The organism is Azospira inquinata (assembly GCF_018905915.1).
Taxonomy (GTDB): Bacteria; Pseudomonadota; Gammaproteobacteria; order Burkholderiales; family Rhodocyclaceae; genus Azospira; species Azospira inquinata.
The window spans coordinates 2,489,257-2,510,061 of the sequence record NZ_CP064782.1; the positions used below are offsets into that span (position 1 = coordinate 2,489,257).

Below are 20,805 nucleotides of genomic sequence, written 5' to 3' on the forward strand. Positions count from 1 at the left end.
AAAGGGTTAGTGGGGCAGCAGGCGCCGAATGGCCGCCGCCGTGTCTTCCGGGGAGGCCCCGTGGGGCAGAGTGTCGGCCAGCCGACCCTGGGTATCCACCAGATAGGTAAAGGCGCTGTGATCCACCACGTAATTGCCCTGGGCGTCCGCCGGCTGAAAGCTGTAGCTGGCGCCATAGGCTTTGGCGGCCGCCGCCAGGGTTTGGGGGCTGCCGGTGAGGCCGATCAGCTTGGGGTGGAAAAAGGCCGCGTATTCTTTGAGCCGGGCCGGGGTATCCCGCTGGGGATCCACGGAAACGAACAGGGGCTGGACCTGGGCCAGTTCGGCGGGGCTTAACTGGCCCAGGGCCGCTCCCAGGGTGGCGAGGGAGGTGGGGCAGATGTCCGGGCAGTAGGTGTAGCCGAAATAGACCACCACCACCTTGCCTCGAAAGGCCTGGGTGGAAACCGGGCCTTGGGCGGACAGTAGGGTGAAATCCCCGCCCCGGGGGGGCGCGGCCAGGGACAGGCCGGAGCCGGACCGGTGGCCGAGCCATGCCCCCAGGCCCACGAGCAGGGCCAGGACGACGATCAGGAGCAGGATCAGGCGGGGGCGGGTCATGAGGGGGCACCTCCGCTGAGGAAATGGAAGGGCACGGCCAGATGGCGCCGGCCTGTATCCACCAGGACCGTGGCCTGCCAGTGCATGGCGCCGGTAATGCAAATCTGCAGGCTGCCGGTGCCGGTGAAGCGGCCCGGGGCCACCTCCTGCAACAGGGGCCGGTTGTAGCCCATTTCCATGTCCGCCCCGGCCAGGTCCACTTCCACCTTTTGGGCCGGAGTCCCGGTGAGCTGGACTTCCAGGTCCAGGGTTTTCAGGCTGGGAATGGGCCGGGGGGTAATACGAAAGCCCAGGCTGCCACCCTCCGGGAGTTGGACCCTACAGTCGTTCCGGTTCAGGTCGCAATTGCTCATGGGCAGGGTCAAATCGGCTTGGGGGTGGAGCAGGGGGGCCAGGCGGTAACCGGCATAGCCCAGGGCCAGAACCAGCACCACAATCAGCAAATCGTAAAAATAGGTTTTTTTCATAGGGGCGGGGCACGAACGGCAAGGCGCCATTGTCGCCCAAGTCGGCCTTTCCAACACGGTGGAGGAAAAGCGGGGAGAGTGTATGCCCGGTGGGGTGGGGCGGGCTGCGACATTTTGTCGCAGACGGGGCCCGGGGCCCCATCCTCCGGGCCTCTCCAGCAAAAAGCCCCGCCTAAGCGGGGCCTGGGAAGGGCTGGGGAGAGGCTACATGCGCTGGATCATGGCGGCGCCGAAGGCGGAACAGGAGACTTCCTGGGCCCCCTCCATGAGCCGGGCGAAGTCGTAGGTCACCACCTTGTCCCGGATAGCGGCCTCCATGGACTGGATAATCTTGTCCGCCGCTTCCTTCCAACCCAGATGGCGCAACATCATTTCCGCCGAGAGAATCAGGGAGCCAGGATTCACCTTGTCCCGCCCGGCGTACTTGGGGGCCGTGCCGTGGGTGGCTTCAAACACCGCGTAATGGTCGGAGATATTAGCCCCCGGGGCGATGCCGATGCCCCCCACCTGGGCCGCCAGGGCGTCGGAAATGTAATCCCCGTTCAGGTTCAGGGTGGCGATCACATCGTATTCCGCCGGGCGCAGGAGGATTTGCTGGAGGAAGGCGTCGGCGATGGCGTCCTTGACCACAATTTCCTTCCCGCTTTCCGGATGGGTGAATTTGCACCAGGGGCCCCCATCCACGGGCTGGGCGCCGAATTCCTCCCGGGCCACCTGATAGCCCACGTCCCGGAACAGGCCTTCCGTGAATTTCATAATGTTGCCCTTATGCACCAAGGTCACGGATTTCCGGTCATTGGCGATGGCGTAGCGGATGGCGGCCCGCACCAGGCGCTGGGTGCCTTCGATGGAGACGGGCTTAATGCCGATGCCGGAAGTTTCCGGGAAGCGGATTTTCTTCACCCCCATTTGGTTTTGCAGAAAGTCGATAACTTTCCGGGCTTGGTCCGACTCCGCCGCCCATTCGATGCCGGCGTAAATATCCTCCGTGTTCTCCCGGAAAATCACCATGTCCGTGAGTTCCGGGTGCTTGAGGGGGGAGGGCACCCCGGCAAAGTAACGCACCGGGCGCACGCACTGGTAGAGGTCCAGCTCCTGGCGCAGGGCCACGTTGAGGGAGCGGATGCCCCCTCCCACCGGGGTGGTCATGGGGCCCTTGATGGAGACGGCGTAGGTTTTTAAGGCGTCGAAGGTTTCCTGGGGCAGCCATTCATCGGCCCCGTAGAGGCGGGTGGATTTCTCCCCCGCATAGACTTCCATCCAGTGGATTTTCCGCTGGCCGCCGTAGGCCTTGGCCACGGCGGCATCCACCACCTGAATCATGACCGGGGTGATATCCACCCCGATGCCGTCCCCTTCGATATAGGGAATGATGGGCTGATCGGGAATGGGCTGGCCGGGCTGGATTTTTTCCCCGCCTTGGGGGACTTTGATGTGGGAACTCATTTCTATAGCTCCATAAGAGATGAGGTGAAGAAGATATTTTGAGGAGCCGGAGCCTTGCGTTGAGGTCCGGAGTACGGTGGGTGTCAGGCCCGCAACCCTGCCGTAACCGGCTCATTATGGAGGAAAAAAGGCCCGGAGGGGCAAGGGGGCGGAGGGGGCTAAAAAGCCCTTGGTGGGGCGGGGTAGCCCGCGGTTCCCGGGGGGCAACGGCGCGGCATAGGGGCGGGGTAAGGCAGGGAAGTTGGGAGGGGTGGAAAGACGGGATAGGCGGGGAAATTTCCAGGCTATTTGCACAAGCCCCCTTTCCCGTTGCCCCCAAAGAAAAACCGGACAGACCGCCGGGGGGCGGTGTGTCCGGTTGCTGGGCGCGGGCCGGAATCAGGCGGCGCGGACGGCGTCGATGATCCGGTTGAAGGTGGCGCTGGGACGCATCACCCCTTCCCGTTTGGCCGGGTCGGACAGGTAGTAACCGCCGATGTCCGCCGGTTTGCCTTGTACCGCCTTCAGTTCCGCCAGGATGGCCGTCTGGTTGTCCGCCAGGGACTTGGCCAGGGGAGCGAACTGGGCGGCCAGGGCCGGATCTTCGCTCTGGGCGGCCAGGGCTTGGGCCCAGAACAGGGACAGGTAGAACTGGCTGCCCCGGTTGTCCAGCTCACCGGTGTGGCGGGAGGGGGACTTGTTTTCGTCCAGGAGCTTGCCCGTGGCTTCGTCCAGGGTCTTGGCCAGGAGCTTGGCCCGGGCGTTGTTTTCCTTGAGGCCCAGGTCTTCCAGGGAGACGGCCAGGGCCAGGAATTCACCCAGGGAATCCCAGCGCAGATGGTTTTCTTCCAGGAGCTGTTGCACGTGCTTGGGGGCGGAACCGCCGGCCCCGGTTTCGTACATGCCGCCGCCCGCCATGAGGGGAACGATGGACAGCATCTTGGCGGAAGTGCCCAGTTCCATGATGGGGAACAGGTCGGTCAGGTAATCCCGCAGGATGTTGCCGGTGACGGAGATGGTGTCCAGGCCCCGGGCCACCCGTTCCAGGGTGAAGCGCATGGCCCGTACCTGGGACATGATCTGGATGTCCAGACCGGTGGTGTCGTGGTCCTTCAGGTAGTGGCTGACCTTCTTGATCAGTTCGGCTTCGTGGGGGCGGTAGGGGTCCAGCCAGAAAATGGCGGGCATACCGGAATTGCGGGCCCGGGTGACGGCCAGCTTGACCCAATCCCGGATCGGGGCGTCTTTCACCTGGCACATGCGGAAGATGTCGCCCTGTTCCACGTTTTGGGAGAGCAGCACTTCCCCGGTGGCCAGATCCGTAATGTTGGCCACCCCGTCTTCCACGATCTCAAAAGTCTTGTCGTGGGAGCCGTATTCTTCGGCCTTCTGGGCCATGAGCCCCACATTGGGCACGGTGCCCATGGTGCGGGGATCGAAATTGCCGTGCCACTTACAGAAGTTGATCATCTCCTGATAGATGCGGGCGAAGGTGGATTCGGGCATGACCGCCTTGCAGTCGTATTGCTTGCCGTCGGCGCCCCACATCTTGCCCCCGGCCCGGATCATGGCGGGCATGGAAGCATCCACGATGACGTCGTTGGGGGAGTGGAAATTGGTGATGCCCTTGGCGGAATCCACCATGGCCAGACGGGGCCGGTGTTCCTGGCAGGCGTGCAGGTCGCGGATGATCTCGTCCCGCTTGGATTCGGGCAGGGCGGCGATTTTTTCGTAGAGGGTGGCCATGCCGTTATTGACGTTGATGCCCAGTTCGTCGAACAGCTTGCCGTGTTTCTCGAAGGCTTCCTTGTAGTAAATCTTGACGCAGTGGCCGAAAACGATGGGGTGGGAGACCTTCATCATGGTGGCCTTGACGTGCAGGGAGAAGAGGATGCCCGCTTCCCGGCAGTCTTCCAGTTCCTTTTCGTAGAAGTCGCAGAGCGCCTTCTTGCTCATGAACATGGAGTCGATGATTTCCCCTTCCTGGAGCGCCAGCTTGGGCTTCAGGACGATGGTTTTGCCACTCTTGGTGACCAGTTCCATCTTCACGTCCCGGGCCTTGTCCAGGGTCAGGGATTTTTCACCGTGGTAGAAATCCCCGTGTTCCATGTGGGAAACGTGGGTCTGGGACCATTGCTTCCATTCGCCCATGGAATGGGGATGCTTCTTGGCGTAATTTTTCACCGCAGCCGGGGCGCGCCGGTCCGAGTTGCCTTCCCGCAGCACCGGATTCACGGCGGAGCCCAGACACTTGGCGTAGCGGGTCTTGAGGGCCTTTTCCTCGTCGCTGGTGGGATTTTCCGGGTAGTCGGGGATGGCGTAGCCCTTGGATTGAAGTTCCTTGACGCAGGCGACCAGCTGGGCCACGGAGGCGCTGATGTTGGGCAGCTTGATAATGTTGGTGTCCGGGTCCTGGGTCAGGCGGCCCAGTTCAGCCAGGGTGTCGCTGACCTTCTGGTCATCGCGCAGGTAGTCGGGAAATTCAGCCAGAACGCGGGCGGCGACGGAAATGTCGCTTTCCACCACGTCAATGTTGGCGGCGGCGGTGAATGCGCGAACCACCGGCAGGAAGGCACTGGTCGCCAGCAGGGGCGCCTCGTCCGTGAGCGTGTAAATAATCTTCGACTTACCAGCCATGTTATCCCTCGCGATGTGTGTGGAGTGGGTTGAGACCTAACTTATATATTATATATCACCTAACGGAACATTATTGCGCCTGGTGCAATGGACCGGGGCTAGGCTCCCTGCCCGCATCCGCATCCGCATCCGCATCCGCATCCGCATCCGCATCCGCATCCAAGCCAGAGCCAGAGCCAGAGCCAGAGCCAGAGCCAGAGCTACGGCTACGGCTACGGCAGTCGGCACAGGCACAGGCACAGGCACAGGCACAGGCACAGGCGGCGAATTGGGATTTAGCGAGACGGTAGGGCCGCAAGTGGCGGATGCCCTGGACCGAGGCGGGCCGCCTTGGGTCGGGGGGGGGATTGATGGGGCGGTCAGCTTGGGGCGGCGCACTGGCAGTGGCGCCCCGCCTCACCGCACCGCCGCTTTCCCTTCCCAAAGCGCGCCGACCGCCCAAAGGGGAGTCCCAATGCTAAGATTTTCTCTTCCTCCCTATCCTTCCCCGAGGGCCCATGGACCTGTCGCCCACCGCCCAGCGCATTGCCGTGGCCCTGATCGAGGGCTTCAACAAGCATTACCGGCTGTTCCGGGAAACCAGCCGCCAGGCCAAGACCCGTTTTGAGGCGGGGGACTGGTCGGCGGTGCACCGGGCGGTGAAGGACCGTATCCGCTTTTACGACGACCGGGTGCGGGAGTGCGTGGATCGGCTGCGGGATGAATTTCACGCCCATACCCTGGATGACGACACTTGGCAGCAGGTGAAGCTTTTCTACATCGGCCTGCTGCTCAACCACAAACAGCCGGAGCTGGCGGAAACCTTCTTTAATTCGGTCTGCTGCCGCATCCTGCACCGTACCTATTTCAACAACGACTTCATCTTCTACCGGGCGGCCATCGCCACGGAGAATATTGAATCCACGCCCCCTGCCTATTCCAGCTATTACCCGGGGGAAGAAGGGCTGGCGGCCACCCTGTTGCGCATTGTCCAGGACTTCGACTGGCAGCGGCCCTTTGCCGATCTGGCCCGGGATATCGGCTACGTGTACCGCAGCGTTCTGGACCATCTGGGGGGCGTCTGGCCCCAGCGGGAGGCCAATTGCCAGATTCAGGTGCTCTATTCCGCCTTCTACCGCAACAAGGGCGCCTACATCATTGGCAAGGCCATCAACGGCAACGGGGAATACCCCTTCGCCATTCCCGTGCTCCACACTCTGGAGGGCAAGCTCTACCTGGATACGGTGCTCCTGGACCCCTGGCGCATTTCCATCCTCTTTTCCCTGTCCCGGGCCTATTTCATGGTGGATATGGAGGTGCCCTCGGGCTACGTCCAGTTCCTCCGCACCATCATGCCCCACAAGCCAAAATCCGAGATTTACACCATGCTGGGCCTGGGCAAGCAGGGCAAGGTGCTGTTTTTCCGGGACCTGCTCGCCCACCTGCGTCACTCGGAGGACAAATTTGTGGTGGCCCCGGGCATCCGGGGCCTGGTCATGCTGGTATTCACCCTGCCTTCCTTCCCCTACGTCTTCAAAATCATCAAGGACCGTTTCGGCCCCAATAAGGAAGGGGACCGGGCTTCCGTGGCGGCCAAGTACCTGCTGGTGAAGCAGGTGGACCGGGTGGGGCGCATGGCCGATACCCTGGAGTTTTCCTTCGCCGCCTTGCCCCGCCACCGCTTTGCTCCGGATCTGCTGGAGGAATTGCGCCGTCAGGTGCCGTCCATGTTGGAAGAGGAGGGGGGGGATGTGGTCATCGAACACCTCTACATCGAGCGCCGCATGGTGCCCCTCAACCTCTATCTGGATCAGGCCACTCCGGAACAGATCGACCAGGCGGTGCAGGATTACGGCAACGCCATCCGGGAGCTAGCCATTGCCAACATATTCCCCGGGGACATGCTTTGGAAAAACTTCGGGGTGACCCGCTACAACCGGGTGGTGTTCTACGACTACGACGAAATCGAATACATGACGGACATGAATTTCCGGGCCATACCGGAGGCGCCCTATCCGGAAATGGAACTGTCCGGGGAGCCCTGGTATTCCGTGGGCCGCCACGACGTTTTCCCCGAGGAATTCGCCACCTTTCTCCTGGGGGACCCCCGGGTGCGGGCCGCCTTCATGAAATATCACCCGGACCTGCTGACCCCGGAATTCTGGCGTCGGGCCCAGGCCACCATCCGGGGGGGCCAGGTCCAGGATTTTTTCCCCTATCCGGAAGCCCTGCGCTTCTGCCGCCGCTTTCCCCCGGCAGGGGATAGTGCCTTGCCTTGAGGGGCCCTTACCCGCCGAGTAAAGCCCAGGGGCAATGGTGGCGCCCTGCTGGGCAGGAAAGGCTGGGGAATGGGGTGGTCAGGGGCGGCGGAAAGTGGATGGCAGGTAGGGGGTAGCGGAGGGCGGCGGGTGGCGGGCCAAAGGCGGGGCCTCCTCCCGAGAGCGGCCCCTAGGCCCCCCGGGGCAGGACTTTCTCCCGCCCCGGGGAAAGGGTATGCTCCGCGCCGACCGCCGACCGCCGACCGCCGACCGCCGACCGCCGACCGCCGACCGCCGACCGCCGCTCCATCCGCGCCCGGACGGTGGCCCACCCCAGCCCGGGGCGGCGGCAAACCCCGTTTTCCCCTACCCATCCTTTCGCCATGGCCCGCATCGTTCTCTTTAACAAACCCTACGGGGTGCTGTCCCAATTCACCCCGGAAGGGCGGTGGCGGGGGCTGGTGGATTTTATTCCGGAAAAAGGGGTGTATCCCGCTGGGCGCCTGGACGGGGATAGCGAGGGCCTGCTCCTGCTCACGGACGACGGGCGGCTCCAGGCCAAAATCGCCGATCCCCGCTACAAGCTGGAAAAGACCTACTGGGCCCAGGTGGAAGGCCTGCCCACGGAAGAAGCCCTGGAACAGCTGCGCCGGGGGGTGCAGCTCAAGGACGGCCTGACCCGGCCCGCCGGGGCCCGGCTCATGGAAGCGCCCCCCGGGCTCTGGCCCCGCAATCCCCCCATCCGCTTCCGCCAGTCCATTCCCACTAGCTGGGTCGAACTCAAGCTGCGGGAAGGGCGCAACCGGCAGGTCAGACGCATGACAGCGGCGGTGGGGTATCCTACCCTGCGCCTGATCCGGGCGGCCATTGGCCGTCTGGGCCTGGAAGACCTGGCCCCGGGCACCTATCGCAGTTTCTCCGGAGATTACGGCGACCTGGCCCCCTTGCCGGGCCGTTCCCCCTGCTCCCATCCCCCCATTGCTGGAGGCAAACGATGAAAACTACCGCCCCGTTCTGGGCTGCCCTGGGCTTTGCCCTGTTTTCCCTCTCCGCCGCTGCCGCGCCCCGGGCGGCGGAAGATCCGGATGATCCGGTGGAAGTCACCCCGGACACCCACACCGTGCCGCCCCTGCGCCACGCCGCGCCCCATAAGAAGAGCGCCGATCCTCTGGCTCCCGCCGGGGCCCGCCATGGCGCTTCGGCCCATGGTGCCAAATCCGGCGCCCAGCATAACGTTCGTCACGGCGCCGCCAAGTCTGGCGCCAAGCATGGGAAGGCGGTGGCTGCCCATGGGAGCAAAGGCGCGGCCCATCACCCTGGGGCCAAGGCCAAGGGCAAAACCCCGAGCAAAGCCCCTGCCGTCCATGCCCACAGCGGCCATGGCAGCCCCAAGGCCCCCGGGACCAAACACGGTGCTCCCCATAAGGCTGGGGCGGCCAAACACCGGGCCGGTCATCCCTGATCCCGGTTTTTCCGGGGCGGTGCCCTGAAAAAGGCCTCTGCCCCTGTTCTTTAACGCACTGGAGGGACCATGTCCAAGAAACCCCTTCTCTGGTTGTCCTTGCTGCCCCTGGTGGCCCTGGCTGCCCATGCCAAGGCGGAAATGGCCCACGCCGACCTGAACGCGGGCTTTTACCGCATCGAGGCGGAAGTGGCCTACACCCAGGAGGATCGGATGCAGGGCCTCATGGGCCGCAGCCGCCTGGGCGCCAATCAGGGCATGTTGTTCGTTTTCCCCGTGGCGGCTCGCCACTGTATGTGGATGAAAAATACCCTGCTGCCCCTGTCCGTGGCTTTTCTGGATGAGCAGGGCCGCATTATCAACATCCGGGACATGCAGCCCCAGACGGAAAACAACCACTGTGCCGATGAAAATGCCCGCTACGCCCTGGAAATGAACCAGGGCTGGTTTACCGCCCGGGGCCTGAAAGCCGGTCTGCCCCTGGGGGGCCTGAACCGGGTACCGGCGCCCCGATGAGGGGGCACCGTAATCGGGCGGGCTGGCTGGCCCTGCCACCACCGGGGACACCCCCGGACTTGCGTTCCTGGCTGGAGGAGCGGGGTTCCCTGACCCTGCGCCTGAAAGCCCGCTGCCATCATTTCCAAGTCCGGGTACTGGCCCAGGGCTGGGCTCTGCCCCATGGGGATGAACGGCGGCTCCTGGGCCTGCGCCCGGGACAACGGGCCCAGGTGCGGGAAGTGCTGCTGTGCTGCGACGGGCACCCCGCCGTATTCGCCCATTCTGTGCTGGTGAGTCACCGTCCCTCCCCCCTGTGCCGCAGCTTCCAGGGCCTGGGGGGGCGCTCCCTGGGTACCAGCCTGCTGTTTGTGGATGCCCGGGTGAGCCACGGCCCCTTGAGCTTCCGCGCCCTGTCTTTCCGTCATCCCCTGGGGCAGGCCCTGGCCCAGGCTACGGGCCAGTCCCCCCAATCCCACTGCTACGCCCGCCGGGCCCTGCATCGGAAGGGTGGTACCGGGGTGCTGGTCACGGAAGTGTTTCTCCCCGAACTGCCCGCCTGAGGGGCGGATGCCACCGCTTCCCCCGAAACAGGGGGGGCAGGCGGGGCATAGCCCTGTCCGCCCGCCCTCGGGGGAGGTCAGGTAGCGGTCAGCCCCGCCGGGGTAAAAAAACACCCATGTGTCCGCGGCTTTTCCTTTTCCCCCTGGCCTTTCTGGTCTTGAGCCTGTCCTCCGTGCCAGGCCGGGAGGCGTCTGCTGCTCCTTCTACCCCCGTGCCGCCCCCAGCGCCCTCCGTGACGGAAGGGGCGCCTGTGGGAAGTGAGGCGGTGACGGTCAAGGTCCTGGAGGAAGGGTTTGCCGTGGAGGCGGAATTCCGCGCTGCCGTCTCCCCGGCCCTGGCCTATGCGGTGCTCACGGATTTCGACCACATGAGCCGCTTTGTGCCCAATCTGGAACAAAGCCACATCCAATCCCGCAACGGCAACCGCTGGCAGGTGGAACAGCATGGGGTGGCCCGCTACGGCCCCTTCAGCCAGGATTACGAATCCGTACGGGAAATCCTGCTCCAGCCCGGGCGCATCCAGGCCCACGCCATTTCCGGCACGGCCAAGCGCCTGGACAGCGACATGCAGTTGAGCGGGGACGGGCGGGAAACCCGCTTCCATTACCATGCGGTGGTAGTGCCGGACACCTGGCTGCCGCCCCTGGTGGGCCCCGCCGCCATGCGCCAGCAGATCGCCGGCCAGTTTTCCGCCCTGGTGCGGGAAATGCTGCGCCGCCAGGCCCAGGCGGCTGAATAGGGCGGCGGGGCTTCAGGCGGTTCTGGAGCGGTTCCTGAAAAAGTTGGGAATTTGGGCTTGCCCTTCCTGGCGCCCCCCTTAAACTGCCCGCCCGAAGCCCGAAGCCCGAAGCCCGAAGCCCGAAGCCCGAAGCCCGAAGCCCGAAGCCCGAAGCCCGAAGCCCGAAGCCCGAAGCCCGAAGCCCGAAGCCCGAAGCCCGAAGCCCGAAGCCCGAAGCCCGAAGCCCGAAGCCCGAAGCCCGAAGCGACGACCCACGCATTGGTGCCCCACGGGCCCCGCAAGCACCTTGTGCCCAGCGCCCACGCCAGTGCCGAGGAGGGCGGCGCTCCAACCTCCGGTATCGCCGTGGACTGGTGCCCCTTTATCCCTCGGCCCCTATCTTTACCCCGTCGCTTTGCCTCTCCCCAGGCTTCAGTCCTGACCGCCCGCCGCCCCGTCCGGCTTCAGTTGCCCGGCCTGCCAGGCGTCCCGGAATTCCTGCCATTGCTCCCGGGTGATCCGGGTCATGTCCCGGGCGCTGTGGGCCAGGGTGTCGGCCCAGTCGTCCTGCCGAGCGAAGGCCATGAGGGCATCCGCCGTGGCGGCGTTCTGGTGGCCCGAGGCCCGGAGCTGGTCCCAGGCCAGGAGGCGGCCCAGGGTGGCGGCCACTTCTTCCAGGCGGGCCAGTTTGTGGCCCCAGGCGGCCATGTCCACCCGGTCTTCCCGGGGTTGGAGGCCTTTCAGGAGAAAGGATTTACCCCCCAGTTCCACGGCCTGGAGAAAGGCGTGGTCCACCGCCTGCATGCGTTTTTGCACTGCCACCACCCGTTCCCCTTCCCGGGCCCAGGCCGGCTGGGTCAGGCCCAGGGGGGCCAGATAGGGCACCAGGCAGGAGGGCAGGGCTTCCTTTAAATCCAGCAGGTAATTGCCGTCCGGGGAGCCCTTGCCTTCCACCAGCACCACATACCGTTCCACCCCCAGGCTGCCGGTGCCCGCAATGCGCCGGGCCACGTCCAGAACCTTGTAAAAGTCCGGGTGGCTGGCGGGGGCGCTCAAGGTGGCGAGGAAATCGGTGACCAGAGTCCGCTGTTCCGGGCTGGCGGCCAGGGCTTTTTCCCCGTCTATGCGCAGGTGGCGCTGATGGCCGTGGCGTTCCGTGCGCTTATCGAGGAATTCGGCCCGGCTGCGCTGTTCCAGACCGTCCAGCAGTTCCCGCACCAGGCCTTCCGCCGTTTCCCGCTCCATCCACAGGGGCTTGCCCTGGGCCAGGGCCTGGCGGTAGGCGGCCACACAGGCCTGGATCAGGGTCCGGCTCTGCTTTTCGTCCGTGTGTAGTTCGTCGGCGCCGCAGGCCAGACTGGTGAGCAGGCGCACCAGATCCCAGGTGCAGGGGGCCAGGGCGGCTTCGTCGTAGTCGTTGATGTCGAAATAGACTTGCCGGTTGTCTCCCTTGTAGCTGCCGAAATTTTCAAAATGCAGGTCGCCACAGGCCCAGGCCGTGGGGGCTTCTCGGAAGGGGCCCGCCTTGGGCAGGGCGGCGTAGAACAGGTGGCAGGCGCCCCGCAGAAAAATGAAGGGGCTCTGGGCCATTTTGGCGTACTTCATGGCCAGCCGCTCCGGGTCCCGTCCCCGGTTGTGGGTGGCGACGGCTTGGGCAACGCTGGATGTGGCAGGGGTGGGCATGGGCTTTCTCCGCAAAGGGCCCGGCCGGGTCAGGGGGCGGGGCGGGGGGCCCCCGCCGGGTCGGTGCCGTAGACCGGATTTTCAAAGAGGGAACGGAAGGTCACCTGACGTACCTCCGGGTGGTCGGGGACCGCGTAGAGCACCGGAGTCAGCAGTTCCTCGAAAATGCCCCGCAGGCTGCGGGCGCCGGTGCTGTATTCAATGGCCAGGTCGGCGATCTGGTCGAAAACTTCCGGTGCGATGCGCAGTTCCACCCCTTCGTCCTGGAGCATTTTGCGGAACTGGCGGTAGAGGGAATTTTTCGGCTCCACCATGACCCGGATGAGCAGGGGCTTGGTCAGCTCCCGTAGCCGGGCGATGATGGGCAGGCGGCCGGTGAATTCGGGGATGAGGCCGTATTCAAACAAATCCACCGGCTTCACCCGATTATTGAGCCGGTCCAGGATGGTCTGGTTGTCCTCTCCCGTGGTGGCGATGTAGCCGAAGCTCTTGCTCCGGGCCTGGATCTGCTCCAGGCCGACGAAGGCCCCGCCGCAGATGAAGAGAATGGCGGAGGTGTCGATGTACCGGTCCTGGCCCAGGCGCACCGGGTAGCCTTCCATGATCTTTAGGAGGGCGTGCTGCACGCTTTCCCCGGAAACCGCCCGCTGCTGGCCGTCCGCCTTGAGCTTGTCGATTTCGTCGATGAACACAATGCCCCGCTGGGCCTTTTCCAGGTCGCCCCCGGCCTTATCCACCAGCCGTTCCAGAATGGCCTCGATTTCCTCCCCCACATACTTGTTCTGGGCCAGGGAGGTGGCGTCCGTGGTGACGAAGGGCACCTCCAGCCAGCGGGCCAGGGTTTCGCAGAGCAGGGTCTTGCCCGTGCCCGAGGGGCCGATGATGAGCACATTGCTCTTGTCCGTCAGGGCGCCCCCCGCCGGGACCGCCGCCAGCTTTTTGTAATGGGCGTAGATGGCCACGGCGAGAATTTTCTTCGCCTCCTCCTGGCCAATCACGTATTGGTCCAGATAACGGACGATGGCGCTGGGGGTGGCTTGGGCTGGCAGCACGACAATCTCCTGGGAGCTTGGGCGGGGGCGGCAAGGACTGGATCGGGCAAGGGCGCCGAGATCCGGCCGGGAAAAAAATCAGGCCCCGGCAAAAGCCTGGGGCCTGGGCATCTTAATGCAGGGGCTGGAGCGCCGCCAGGGTTGGAGCCCGGGGCCGCAGGCCGGTTTAGCGGGGAGCGTAATCGGGAGGGGCGTAACGGCCGTCCGGTGGCGGCGGAGGCGGCGGCGTCATGGACGAAGCCCGGGGCGCGCCCTGGGGCTGGCTACTCAGATTGCCCGAAACCGGCACCCGGTGGCCTTTGGCGTACATGCATTGGGTGTAGGCCCCATCGTACTGGCGTTGGGTGCCCCGGGCGGAACTGTCGGCGGTGCCCATGCCCACCATGGTGCCCATCAGCAGGCCTGCCCCGGCGCCGCTGCCCGCGCCCTGGTGGCCGCCCATGGCCGCACCGGCCACGGCGCCCACGGCGGTGCCCAGGGCGGCGCTCTTCAGCTCTGCGGAGGCGGCGGATTGGCCCGCGTCGGTGCCGCCAATCTGTTCCTGGGCGTAGTTGCGGCAATCCTGGTTATCCACCCGGAACTGCTCAAAGGTTTTGCCCGTGCCCGGCAGCACCATGACGCTGGGGCCGGTGGGAACGGTGGTGCAGGCGGCCAGGAGGGCGGCGGCCAGGCCCAGGGCCGGCAGGCTGCGGGCGGGGAAATGGGGGGCGTTAGTCATGATGGGGCTCGACGAAAATGGGTCGGGAAAAGGGGCGGCGACCTAGACCACCGCCCGGGGAATGGGGCGCTGCCTATTGGGGCGGCTGGGGCGCCACCCGCTGCCAGCCCTTGGTGCACTGCTTCACGTAGGGGTAGTAGGCCCGGGCTTCCGGGCAGTAGTACCACCAGTTGCCCTGATCCTCCTGCACCGCCGGGGCCGGTTGCTGTTCCACATAAACCGGGGGCTGGGGCGCCGGGGTCACCACCACGGCGGGGGGGTAATAGGGATAGACCGGATAGGGATGGTAGGGGTACATCAGGGGCGGCCCCCAGGGATCGATGAAAATGCCCACATGGCCGTGGTGGTGCCAGTGGTCGGCCCAGGCGCCACTGGCGGCCCCCAGTCCGAGGAGAAGAAAGAGCAGCAGGGATTTGAGCGTTTTCATGGGAATTCCTTCCAGGGACTGGGCCCCAGGTTCATGGCACCATTGAACCATTGAGATGTTTGCCAGGTGTGTCTGGGCAGGGGCTTTTTGTAAGGCTTTGTTTCCGTCCGGGGCGGCCTATTTGCGCTCCAGTCGGCCTTGTTGTTTCAACCACCGGTTACTGTCCCGGGCCAGCCATTCCCGGGCCGTGTCGTCTTGCTTCAGATAAGCGTCCAGAAAGGCGGTGCTGACGCCCTGGATGGCGGCGACGGCCAGGGCCTGACGGGTGAGGTTCTGATGGCCGTCCTGGTCGGAAGCGTCTCGCCCGGCCCCTGCCTGCTGACCCCCATGTTTTCCCATACCTCCCCTGCCGCCGCTGCGGCCCCCTTCCATGCCGCCTCCCGGGCCCCGGCCCATGCCTCCCTCTGGCCCTTCCCCCATGCCGGCGCTCCCGGTGTCCCCGGCCTTGGAACCCCGACCCTGGGTTTCCGGCCCCCGGCCCAGGGGGCCACCGGAATAAAGGGGATGGGGCATGTCTTGCAGCACCAGCAGGTATTTGTCCCCCTTGGGCATGTAATGAAAAGGGGCTTGGCGCAGGGACGGTGAATCCAACAGCCCCAGGGCATCCCCATCCTGATCCCCCGTCACGCTGAGAACGGGCACCCGGATATTGGGGTAGCGGGCGGTAAAGGCCAGGCCGTTAAAACTGGCAAAAGGACTGAGGGCGATGGCGGCCCGAATGGGCAGGGGGTGGGTGGGGTCCGGCATGGCCTTGAGCTTTTCTCCCGCGGCGGCCATGGCCGTATAGGCCCCCAGGTCATAGCCCGCCAGGGCTACCTGATCCGTATCCAGGGAGGCCAGCAGGGGGTCCCCTTGCTGCTGGCGTAGTTTTAATTCCGCCAACAACAAGGCCAGGCGCTCCAGGCGCTGGCCCATGGCGGGCCCGGCATAGCGTTCCCGGGCCAGATGGGTGAAGTCCCCCGCCAGGGCTTGGGGGGAGGACCAGGCCCGGCCATCCTTATCCAGGGGCTGGAGGGTGATTACCCCATAGCCTGCCCGAGCCCAGGCGGTGCGCCAGGCCTCCCCTGCCTCCCGGTTTTCTCCCAGCCCGGGTACGTAAAGCACCAGGGGGTATTTCCCCGGGCGGCTGGGGAGGGACAGCAGAAGGTCCATAAACTGGTCCCCCACTTTCCAGGAGAGGGGGTGGGTGGTGATGCTGTACTGGTCGTCGGTGAGATAGCCTTTGCCGGTAAATAGCCGGACCTGGGATTCATCGGGTTTGGGGGGCGTGGTGCCAGAACAGGCGCCCACCAGGAGCAACAGGGCCAGCATGGGGGCGGCGAGGGGGGTATTGGCTTTAGTCATGGCGGAGGGCGACTGAGGGGGGCTGAGAACGACAAAAAAAGGCCGCCCCAAGGGCGGCCGGAAGCGAGAGAGACGGGGGGCTTAGTCCCGGGGCCCGGACATGGGGCCAAAGGGGTGACCAAAGCCGTGTTCATGGCCCGGGCCAAAGCAATGGGGGTGATGGGATTGCCAGAAGAGGTCGAAGATGACCTTTTGCTGGGCCGTCAGGGCGCTATAGAAAGCCTTGGTGTCCTTGGCTTCCTGGGCCATGTGTTCCGCCCCTTCCTTCATGCGGGCGGCGGCCTGATCCATCCGTTCCGGGGTGGTCAGCTTGGCCGGCTCTTTGGCCTCATCGCGATGGGCCTTGAACCGTTCTTCCATCTGCTGCACCCGGCTCAGCTGGGCCTGGCTGTAGGTCTGCCAGGCGCCTTGCTGGCTGGCGCTCAAGGCCAGCTTGCCTTGCAGGTCCTTGAGAGTCCGTTGCAGATGCTCTTCCGGGTTGAAGTTCATGTGGTGGCCCATGGGGCCCATGGCCGGGGCGGGGGCCTGTTCGGCGGCCAGGCTCAGGCCGGCGGTGCAGGAGAGAATACCGGCGGTCAGGGCCGCCACCAGGGTTTTGCTGTTCATGGTCAACTCCTCTTGGATGATTTGTCCGGGGATAGGGTTATCCGGAAAGCCCGGCGCCCTATCCATGGGCCAAACTTTAGGCCCCCCTTCGGCAAATTTGGGTTATGACGGTGTAACAGCGTGTAAAGATTAAAAGGGGTGGGAAACCCCCATAAAACCTAGGGATTTTCGGCAGGCAGCGGGGCTGGGGGCGCCTCCGGTTCTGGAACATATTGCAACAAATCCCCCGGCTGGCAGTTCAGATAGGCGCAGATTTTTTCCAGGGTTTCAAAGCGCACCCCCTTCACCTTGCCAGACTTGAACAGGGACAGATTGGCTTCCGTAATCCCCACGTATTCGGCCAGGGCCTTCGATTTGACCTTGCGCAGGGCCAGCATTACATCCAGACGGACAACAATGGGCATGGCGGGCTTCAGATAAATTGGGCGTTTTCGTCCGCCAGGGCGCTGGCGTGGGTCATGACGGAGGCGATCAGCCAGAGGGTGCCTGCCACAAACAGGGCAAACAGCTCATGGCCGCTCACCCCCACGCTCAACTGGCGGTGGCCCACCCCATTGTTGAGGGTGAGCAAGACGGACAACAGGGGCTGGCTGAGCAGGCTAACCAAGCTGGAAGCGCAGACCCAGGCCGCAAAACGGCGCAGATGGACCACCACCCGGATATGGAAAAACACCCCCTGGGCAAAGTCCAGCAGACAGCGCCGCACATGCCACAGCCCCACGGACAGGCAGCCAAACTGCACCAGCGCCACCCCGGCGCCCCCCAGCCGCTGCCAGGTGGCCAGGGGCTGTTCCAGAGTAATGGCAATACCGTTCCCCACCCGGCTGGCCAGATTGGCCTGATCCCCCAGCAGCCAGACCAACACCGCCGCCAGGGGCAGACCCCAGGTCAGCACCAAACAAAAATACCCCAGCACCCGGCTGGTCTTGCGGATGCGTTGCAGCGAGGTGGGTTGGGGCGAAGCGGGGGTAAGGGACATGGTGGGCTCCTTGAGAAGATGGCCGATCATATCGCTGGATATTGGCGTTCTGCAACAATAAATTTCTGTTTAAAAATAATTTATTTCTGTAAAAATATTCAATAAGAGCTAGTTAGTGAGCAAACCGATACGGGGAAGAATATGTGAACTATCTTTGGTAAAAACTGCTACAAAGTTGGAGAAAAAGGATCTGCTAACGTATATCCCTTAAGCAGTACTTAGCTGTAAAGTACTCATGTCTAATGAATAATAAATATGCTTGTGAGGGGAGTTTAAGTATGGAAAAGACTCAATGATGACCGAAAAACCAATGATGAAAATGCCGGAACTTACGATTTTTGCTAAGTATCTTGTTATTGGCTTCCTAATTGCCGAGGTGGGGCGGATTGGCTTTATCCTGGGGACGAGCTATGCGCCTGAATTGTTGGGGTCGCCTAGTTGGGCGATTGCCTGTGGAATTCTAGTAGTGGCCGCGCTTTGTCTGACCTATGCCGTGAAACGGGGAGTTCTTCGCGCCATAGCCAAAATGGGGCGCGGTGTTCGAGTTGATTTATTGTTTATGATCGGAATCGGATTTTGGGTTAGCCAACTAGCCGCACCGTTGCTATATGAAATACATATTAATTTTGAACGTTTAGGTCGGAGCTGGACGCCAGCTATTTTTGTTTCTCTTTGTTCGATTATATTTTTACCATTATCTCAGGCACTTATTTCAAAAAGGAAAAATTCACCTTCCCAGTTAAATTTTCTTAGTGATAATGAAATCAGGGATAAAGATGAGGATTTCCTTAGTATAGATAGTCAGGCGGAAACTTTTGCAGCGGCAGTTCTGTCCAGTAAGGCACAAACGGGGCTAGTTTTCGGGGTGGATGGTCCATGGGGTGTAGGGAAGACAAGTTTTATAAATCTTGCGGAATGTTATTGGAAAAATAGACCAGAAGAGGTGATCGTATGTAGATTTGAGCCGCTTCAATATGCTTCTGATCCTGATCTGGCGATACGTATGATTCAAGATTTTACCTCTGCAATTGAGGCTGAGGTATTTGCTCCAGAATTCCGGACTACAATTTCACGCTATTCCCGATCGTTAAAAGGGAAGGTGAGTTTCTCTTTTTTTGGCTTTAAGCTTCTGTTGGAGCCATCTGAAAATAAACTAGATGGCTTGCTTGGGGATGTGGATTCGGTTCTTAAGAGGCTGGGGCGCCGCTTAATCGTAGTTATTGATGATCTTGATCGTTTGGATGGAAACGCTATAAATAATGTGTTGTTCGCAACTAAACGAACTTTTCAACTTTCCCAGGTGATTTATATTCTTTGCTATGATACGGAAAAACTCAATAAAAGCAATAATGAAGGAGCTGGGACTCGCGAGTTTCTTGAGAAATTTATAACTGCAAAGTTGAGCTTATTTATTAATAGTGCTGATCTTGTCAATTTTCTAAACGATAGTTGCTCGGAGAAGGAAAATTGGTTGGACTCAATTCAATCTAAAATGCCAGTGAGGCTCGCAGGCGTTCTTAATGAACTGGCTAAGCTTCTTGACGGGGATAAGGCCGCAGAATACATGCCGATTGTAGGTGATTTCCGCAAAATAAAACGCTTTGTAAACGCTATGCTGCTAATGCAGATTGATCAGGTGGATTTTGGTGAGGTAGATTTTAATAAAACAGACCTTATAAATTTGATTCTTCTGCATCTAAATTACCCTGGGGTATTTAGGCGCATTTATATTGAAGAAACAGGGGGTCGAGATGGGGTTTTTTCATTAGCACTGGAATGTTTGCCTAATAAAACAGAGAGAAAGAACTCGGAAGAATATGATTCATTCCTGAAAGATTTGGAAAGTAAAAAAATGCCAGCTGCAATTTTTTTGTTGCGGCAATTGTTTGATCAGTCGGTTCCAAAAACAAATCAGTCAGATAGAATAGATGAGGCGGAGTTGTCATCCCGTGCATGCTTTAATTCGGGGGACCATAGAAATTTGGAAGCGTACTTAGAATTTATTGTACGTTGCGTTAAACCAGACCCGCTGGAGACTTTTGTGTTTTATTCTAATGCGGTTGAAAAGGTTAGGGGGGGGGCTTTAGTAAAGTCTATTCTGGAATCCAGGGATTTTAAAGCTGAAAAATGTTTTAACATTCACGAGAAGTTTTGGCAAATTCTATTAGATAAATCCCGATACTTTACAAGAGAGGTTGCTGAAGATGCTATTAATACCCTTGTTGACTATTTGCCTCGCTATCCAGTGGCAGAAAAGGAAGCCCGCGTAAGCTTTCATAGTCTCCGGGAATTGTCAGTATTTTTTCTTTATAATCTTTTAGATACCGCTGGCTGGGGCAGGAATTCTCGCCAGCGAGTTGATAATAGATCGCGGAATGTAATGGAGATTGCCTGGCGTATTTTTGGAGAAGGGGAGTACGCAGGGAAAGGTATTATTCAATACCTAATAGATGATGATCGCGGTATTTTGGGATGGAATGACTTATTAATTTTTAGACTTATATGTTCATGGGATCGGCAGGGGTCGCTTTTTAATATAGCAAGAGCTCTTATTGTTAATCAGAACGAAGATGCGAAGACGGAAGGTCCTGTTCGTGAGCTTGCAATATTAGAAATGAGAAAAATATCGCAAAAAATATTCTGCTTGTTTAAGGATCGTTATATTAATGGGGGGCGGAATTTTTTTGAAGAAGTGGATGAAGCCCTTGATGGGCAATTTTTAGGAAAAAATGAAGGAAATGTTTCGGTTGACTCCGAGCTTAAGAAATATATAGAAGCTACCCGTTCGAGAATTAAGGTGTTCGTGGTTTATCAATTGAGTAACTCTCTTTTCCCGCAAGGCTCGGGGGTGGGGTGTGGATATTACGATGAATGTGGAGAAAAGGATGAGCACGGAATAGCTCAATTAATGAATAAATACATCTTTGATTTTTGCTTTAATCCGACGGTCCAGGAAAAAAATATTTTTTATTTTCTGGATTATTGTTTGTCGAATTTAAGTATTGAGCCGTTTGCTGAAAATGAAGATGATAAGGTATTTGCATCTACAGCAGACCTCGCTAGAGCTCTCGATGTTAAAAAACTAGGGGAGTATTGGGGGCAATATGGGGAGCTAATTCGTCAACGTATTTTGGATTGCAATGATCGGGTGGTGGTCACTTCCAATTATAGTGCCCCTTATGGGAAATATTTGGAGAAGGTGTTTCGGGCTCTGGATGGGCTGCTAAAGGAAAGTTAAAATTTCTAGCGATTTGATTGCGTTGGTTGATAGCGCTGCTATAGTTGTTTGTAATAATTAAGCCGGTGTGGCTGGGGATGCTGTGTCTATTGTTTTGAGTAAAATAATGCTATTTGGTTAAGTTTTTTTGGTTAAAAAAGGGAGCTTTCGCTC

Annotated in this window: 19 protein-coding genes; 7 read left to right on the plus strand and 12 right to left on the minus strand. The window is 60.8% G+C overall.

The genetic code is table 11. From position 1 onward, the window contains the following. Nucleotides 1–6 precede the first annotated feature (6 nt). The 4 genes from Azoinq_RS11405 to Azoinq_RS11420 all read right to left on the minus strand — a co-directional run bounded on the left by Azoinq_RS11405 (nucleotide 7) and on the right by Azoinq_RS11420 (nucleotide 5,129). Nucleotides 7–600 (minus strand): SCO family protein, encoded by a 594-nt coding sequence (locus Azoinq_RS11405; RefSeq protein WP_216128984.1) that lies wholly within the window; start codon nucleotides 598–600, stop codon nucleotides 7–9. Beyond that, a complete protein-coding gene (locus Azoinq_RS11410; protein ID WP_216128982.1) occupies nucleotides 597–1,067 on the minus strand; it encodes a hypothetical protein in 471 nt (156 codons plus the stop codon). Before Azoinq_RS11410 ends, Azoinq_RS11405 begins: the two co-directional genes overlap by 4 nt. Nucleotides 1,068–1,271: 204 nt before the next feature. Then, nucleotides 1,272–2,513: an NADP-dependent isocitrate dehydrogenase gene (gene icd, locus Azoinq_RS11415; RefSeq protein ID WP_216128980.1), complete on the minus strand. Its 1,242-nt coding sequence runs from the start codon at nucleotides 2,511–2,513 to the stop codon at nucleotides 1,272–1,274. Nucleotides 2,514–2,891: 378 nt separating this feature from the next. After that, the gene (locus Azoinq_RS11420; protein WP_216178416.1) at nucleotides 2,892–5,129 is read right to left on the minus strand and encodes an NADP-dependent isocitrate dehydrogenase; all 2,238 of its coding nucleotides are present in this window, start codon (nucleotides 5,127–5,129) and stop codon (nucleotides 2,892–2,894) included. 497 nt (nucleotides 5,130–5,626) lie between these two features. Between Azoinq_RS11420 and aceK the strand changes: the two genes are divergently transcribed. From aceK to Azoinq_RS11450, 6 genes are all read left to right on the plus strand, one after another. After that, the gene (gene aceK / locus Azoinq_RS11425) at nucleotides 5,627–7,387 is read left to right on the plus strand and encodes a bifunctional isocitrate dehydrogenase kinase/phosphatase (protein WP_216128976.1); all 1,761 of its coding nucleotides are present in this window, start codon (nucleotides 5,627–5,629) and stop codon (nucleotides 7,385–7,387) included. Between the two features lie 362 nt (nucleotides 7,388–7,749). Continuing rightward, nucleotides 7,750–8,364, plus strand: coding sequence for a pseudouridine synthase (locus Azoinq_RS11430; RefSeq protein ID WP_216128974.1), 615 nt, complete (start codon nucleotides 7,750–7,752; stop codon nucleotides 8,362–8,364). Continuing rightward, nucleotides 8,361–8,828: a hypothetical protein gene (locus tag Azoinq_RS11435; protein ID WP_216128973.1), complete on the plus strand. Its 468-nt coding sequence runs from the start codon at nucleotides 8,361–8,363 to the stop codon at nucleotides 8,826–8,828. Before Azoinq_RS11430 ends, Azoinq_RS11435 begins: the two co-directional genes overlap by 4 nt. Nucleotides 8,829–8,897: 69 nt before the next feature. Then, nucleotides 8,898–9,344: a DUF192 domain-containing protein gene (locus tag Azoinq_RS11440; RefSeq protein ID WP_216128971.1), complete on the plus strand. Its 447-nt coding sequence runs from the start codon at nucleotides 8,898–8,900 to the stop codon at nucleotides 9,342–9,344. A 59-nt stretch (nucleotides 9,345–9,403) separates the two neighbouring features. Further along, nucleotides 9,404–9,886, plus strand: a complete 483-nt coding sequence (locus Azoinq_RS11445) for a chorismate--pyruvate lyase family protein (RefSeq protein WP_216128969.1) — start codon at nucleotides 9,404–9,406, stop codon at nucleotides 9,884–9,886. A 116-nt stretch (nucleotides 9,887–10,002) separates the two neighbouring features. Beyond that, the gene (locus tag Azoinq_RS11450; RefSeq protein WP_216128967.1) at nucleotides 10,003–10,626 is read left to right on the plus strand and encodes an SRPBCC family protein; all 624 of its coding nucleotides are present in this window, start codon (nucleotides 10,003–10,005) and stop codon (nucleotides 10,624–10,626) included. 411 nt (nucleotides 10,627–11,037) lie between these two features. On the opposite strand, the gene Azoinq_RS11455 is transcribed toward Azoinq_RS11450, so the two are convergent. The 8 genes from Azoinq_RS11455 to Azoinq_RS11490 all read right to left on the minus strand — a co-directional run bounded on the left by Azoinq_RS11455 (nucleotide 11,038) and on the right by Azoinq_RS11490 (nucleotide 17,414). Continuing rightward, nucleotides 11,038–12,288, minus strand: coding sequence for a DUF2252 domain-containing protein (locus tag Azoinq_RS11455; protein WP_216128965.1), 1,251 nt, complete (start codon nucleotides 12,286–12,288; stop codon nucleotides 11,038–11,040). Between the two features lie 29 nt (nucleotides 12,289–12,317). Further along, nucleotides 12,318–13,340: an AAA family ATPase gene (locus Azoinq_RS11460; RefSeq protein WP_216128963.1), complete on the minus strand. Its 1,023-nt coding sequence runs from the start codon at nucleotides 13,338–13,340 to the stop codon at nucleotides 12,318–12,320. Between the two features lie 166 nt (nucleotides 13,341–13,506). Next, the gene (locus Azoinq_RS11465; protein WP_216128961.1) at nucleotides 13,507–14,058 is read right to left on the minus strand and encodes a YMGG-like glycine zipper-containing protein; all 552 of its coding nucleotides are present in this window, start codon (nucleotides 14,056–14,058) and stop codon (nucleotides 13,507–13,509) included. 73 nt (nucleotides 14,059–14,131) lie between these two features. Further along, nucleotides 14,132–14,485 carry a hypothetical protein gene (locus Azoinq_RS11470; RefSeq protein WP_216128959.1) on the minus strand — a complete coding sequence of 118 codons (354 nt, stop codon included), beginning with the start codon at nucleotides 14,483–14,485 and terminating at the stop codon, nucleotides 14,132–14,134. Nucleotides 14,486–14,602: 117 nt separating this feature from the next. After that, on the minus strand, nucleotides 14,603–15,829 hold the full coding sequence (locus Azoinq_RS11475; RefSeq protein ID WP_216128957.1) for an alpha/beta hydrolase family protein: 1,227 nt from the start codon (nucleotides 15,827–15,829) through the stop codon (nucleotides 14,603–14,605). Nucleotides 15,830–15,910: 81 nt separating this feature from the next. After that, the gene (locus tag Azoinq_RS11480; RefSeq protein ID WP_216128955.1) at nucleotides 15,911–16,435 is read right to left on the minus strand and encodes a Spy/CpxP family protein refolding chaperone; all 525 of its coding nucleotides are present in this window, start codon (nucleotides 16,433–16,435) and stop codon (nucleotides 15,911–15,913) included. Nucleotides 16,436–16,593: 158 nt separating this feature from the next. After that, nucleotides 16,594–16,839: a helix-turn-helix domain-containing protein gene (locus Azoinq_RS11485; RefSeq protein WP_216128953.1), complete on the minus strand. Its 246-nt coding sequence runs from the start codon at nucleotides 16,837–16,839 to the stop codon at nucleotides 16,594–16,596. 8 nt (nucleotides 16,840–16,847) lie between these two features. After that, nucleotides 16,848–17,414: a hypothetical protein gene (locus Azoinq_RS11490; protein ID WP_216128951.1), complete on the minus strand. Its 567-nt coding sequence runs from the start codon at nucleotides 17,412–17,414 to the stop codon at nucleotides 16,848–16,850. 292 nt (nucleotides 17,415–17,706) lie between these two features. Between Azoinq_RS11490 and Azoinq_RS11495 the strand changes: the two genes are divergently transcribed. After that, complete coding sequence (locus Azoinq_RS11495) at nucleotides 17,707–20,652, plus strand: P-loop NTPase fold protein (protein ID WP_216128949.1); 2,946 nt, start codon at nucleotides 17,707–17,709, stop codon at nucleotides 20,650–20,652. Nucleotides 20,653–20,805 lie beyond the last annotated feature (153 nt).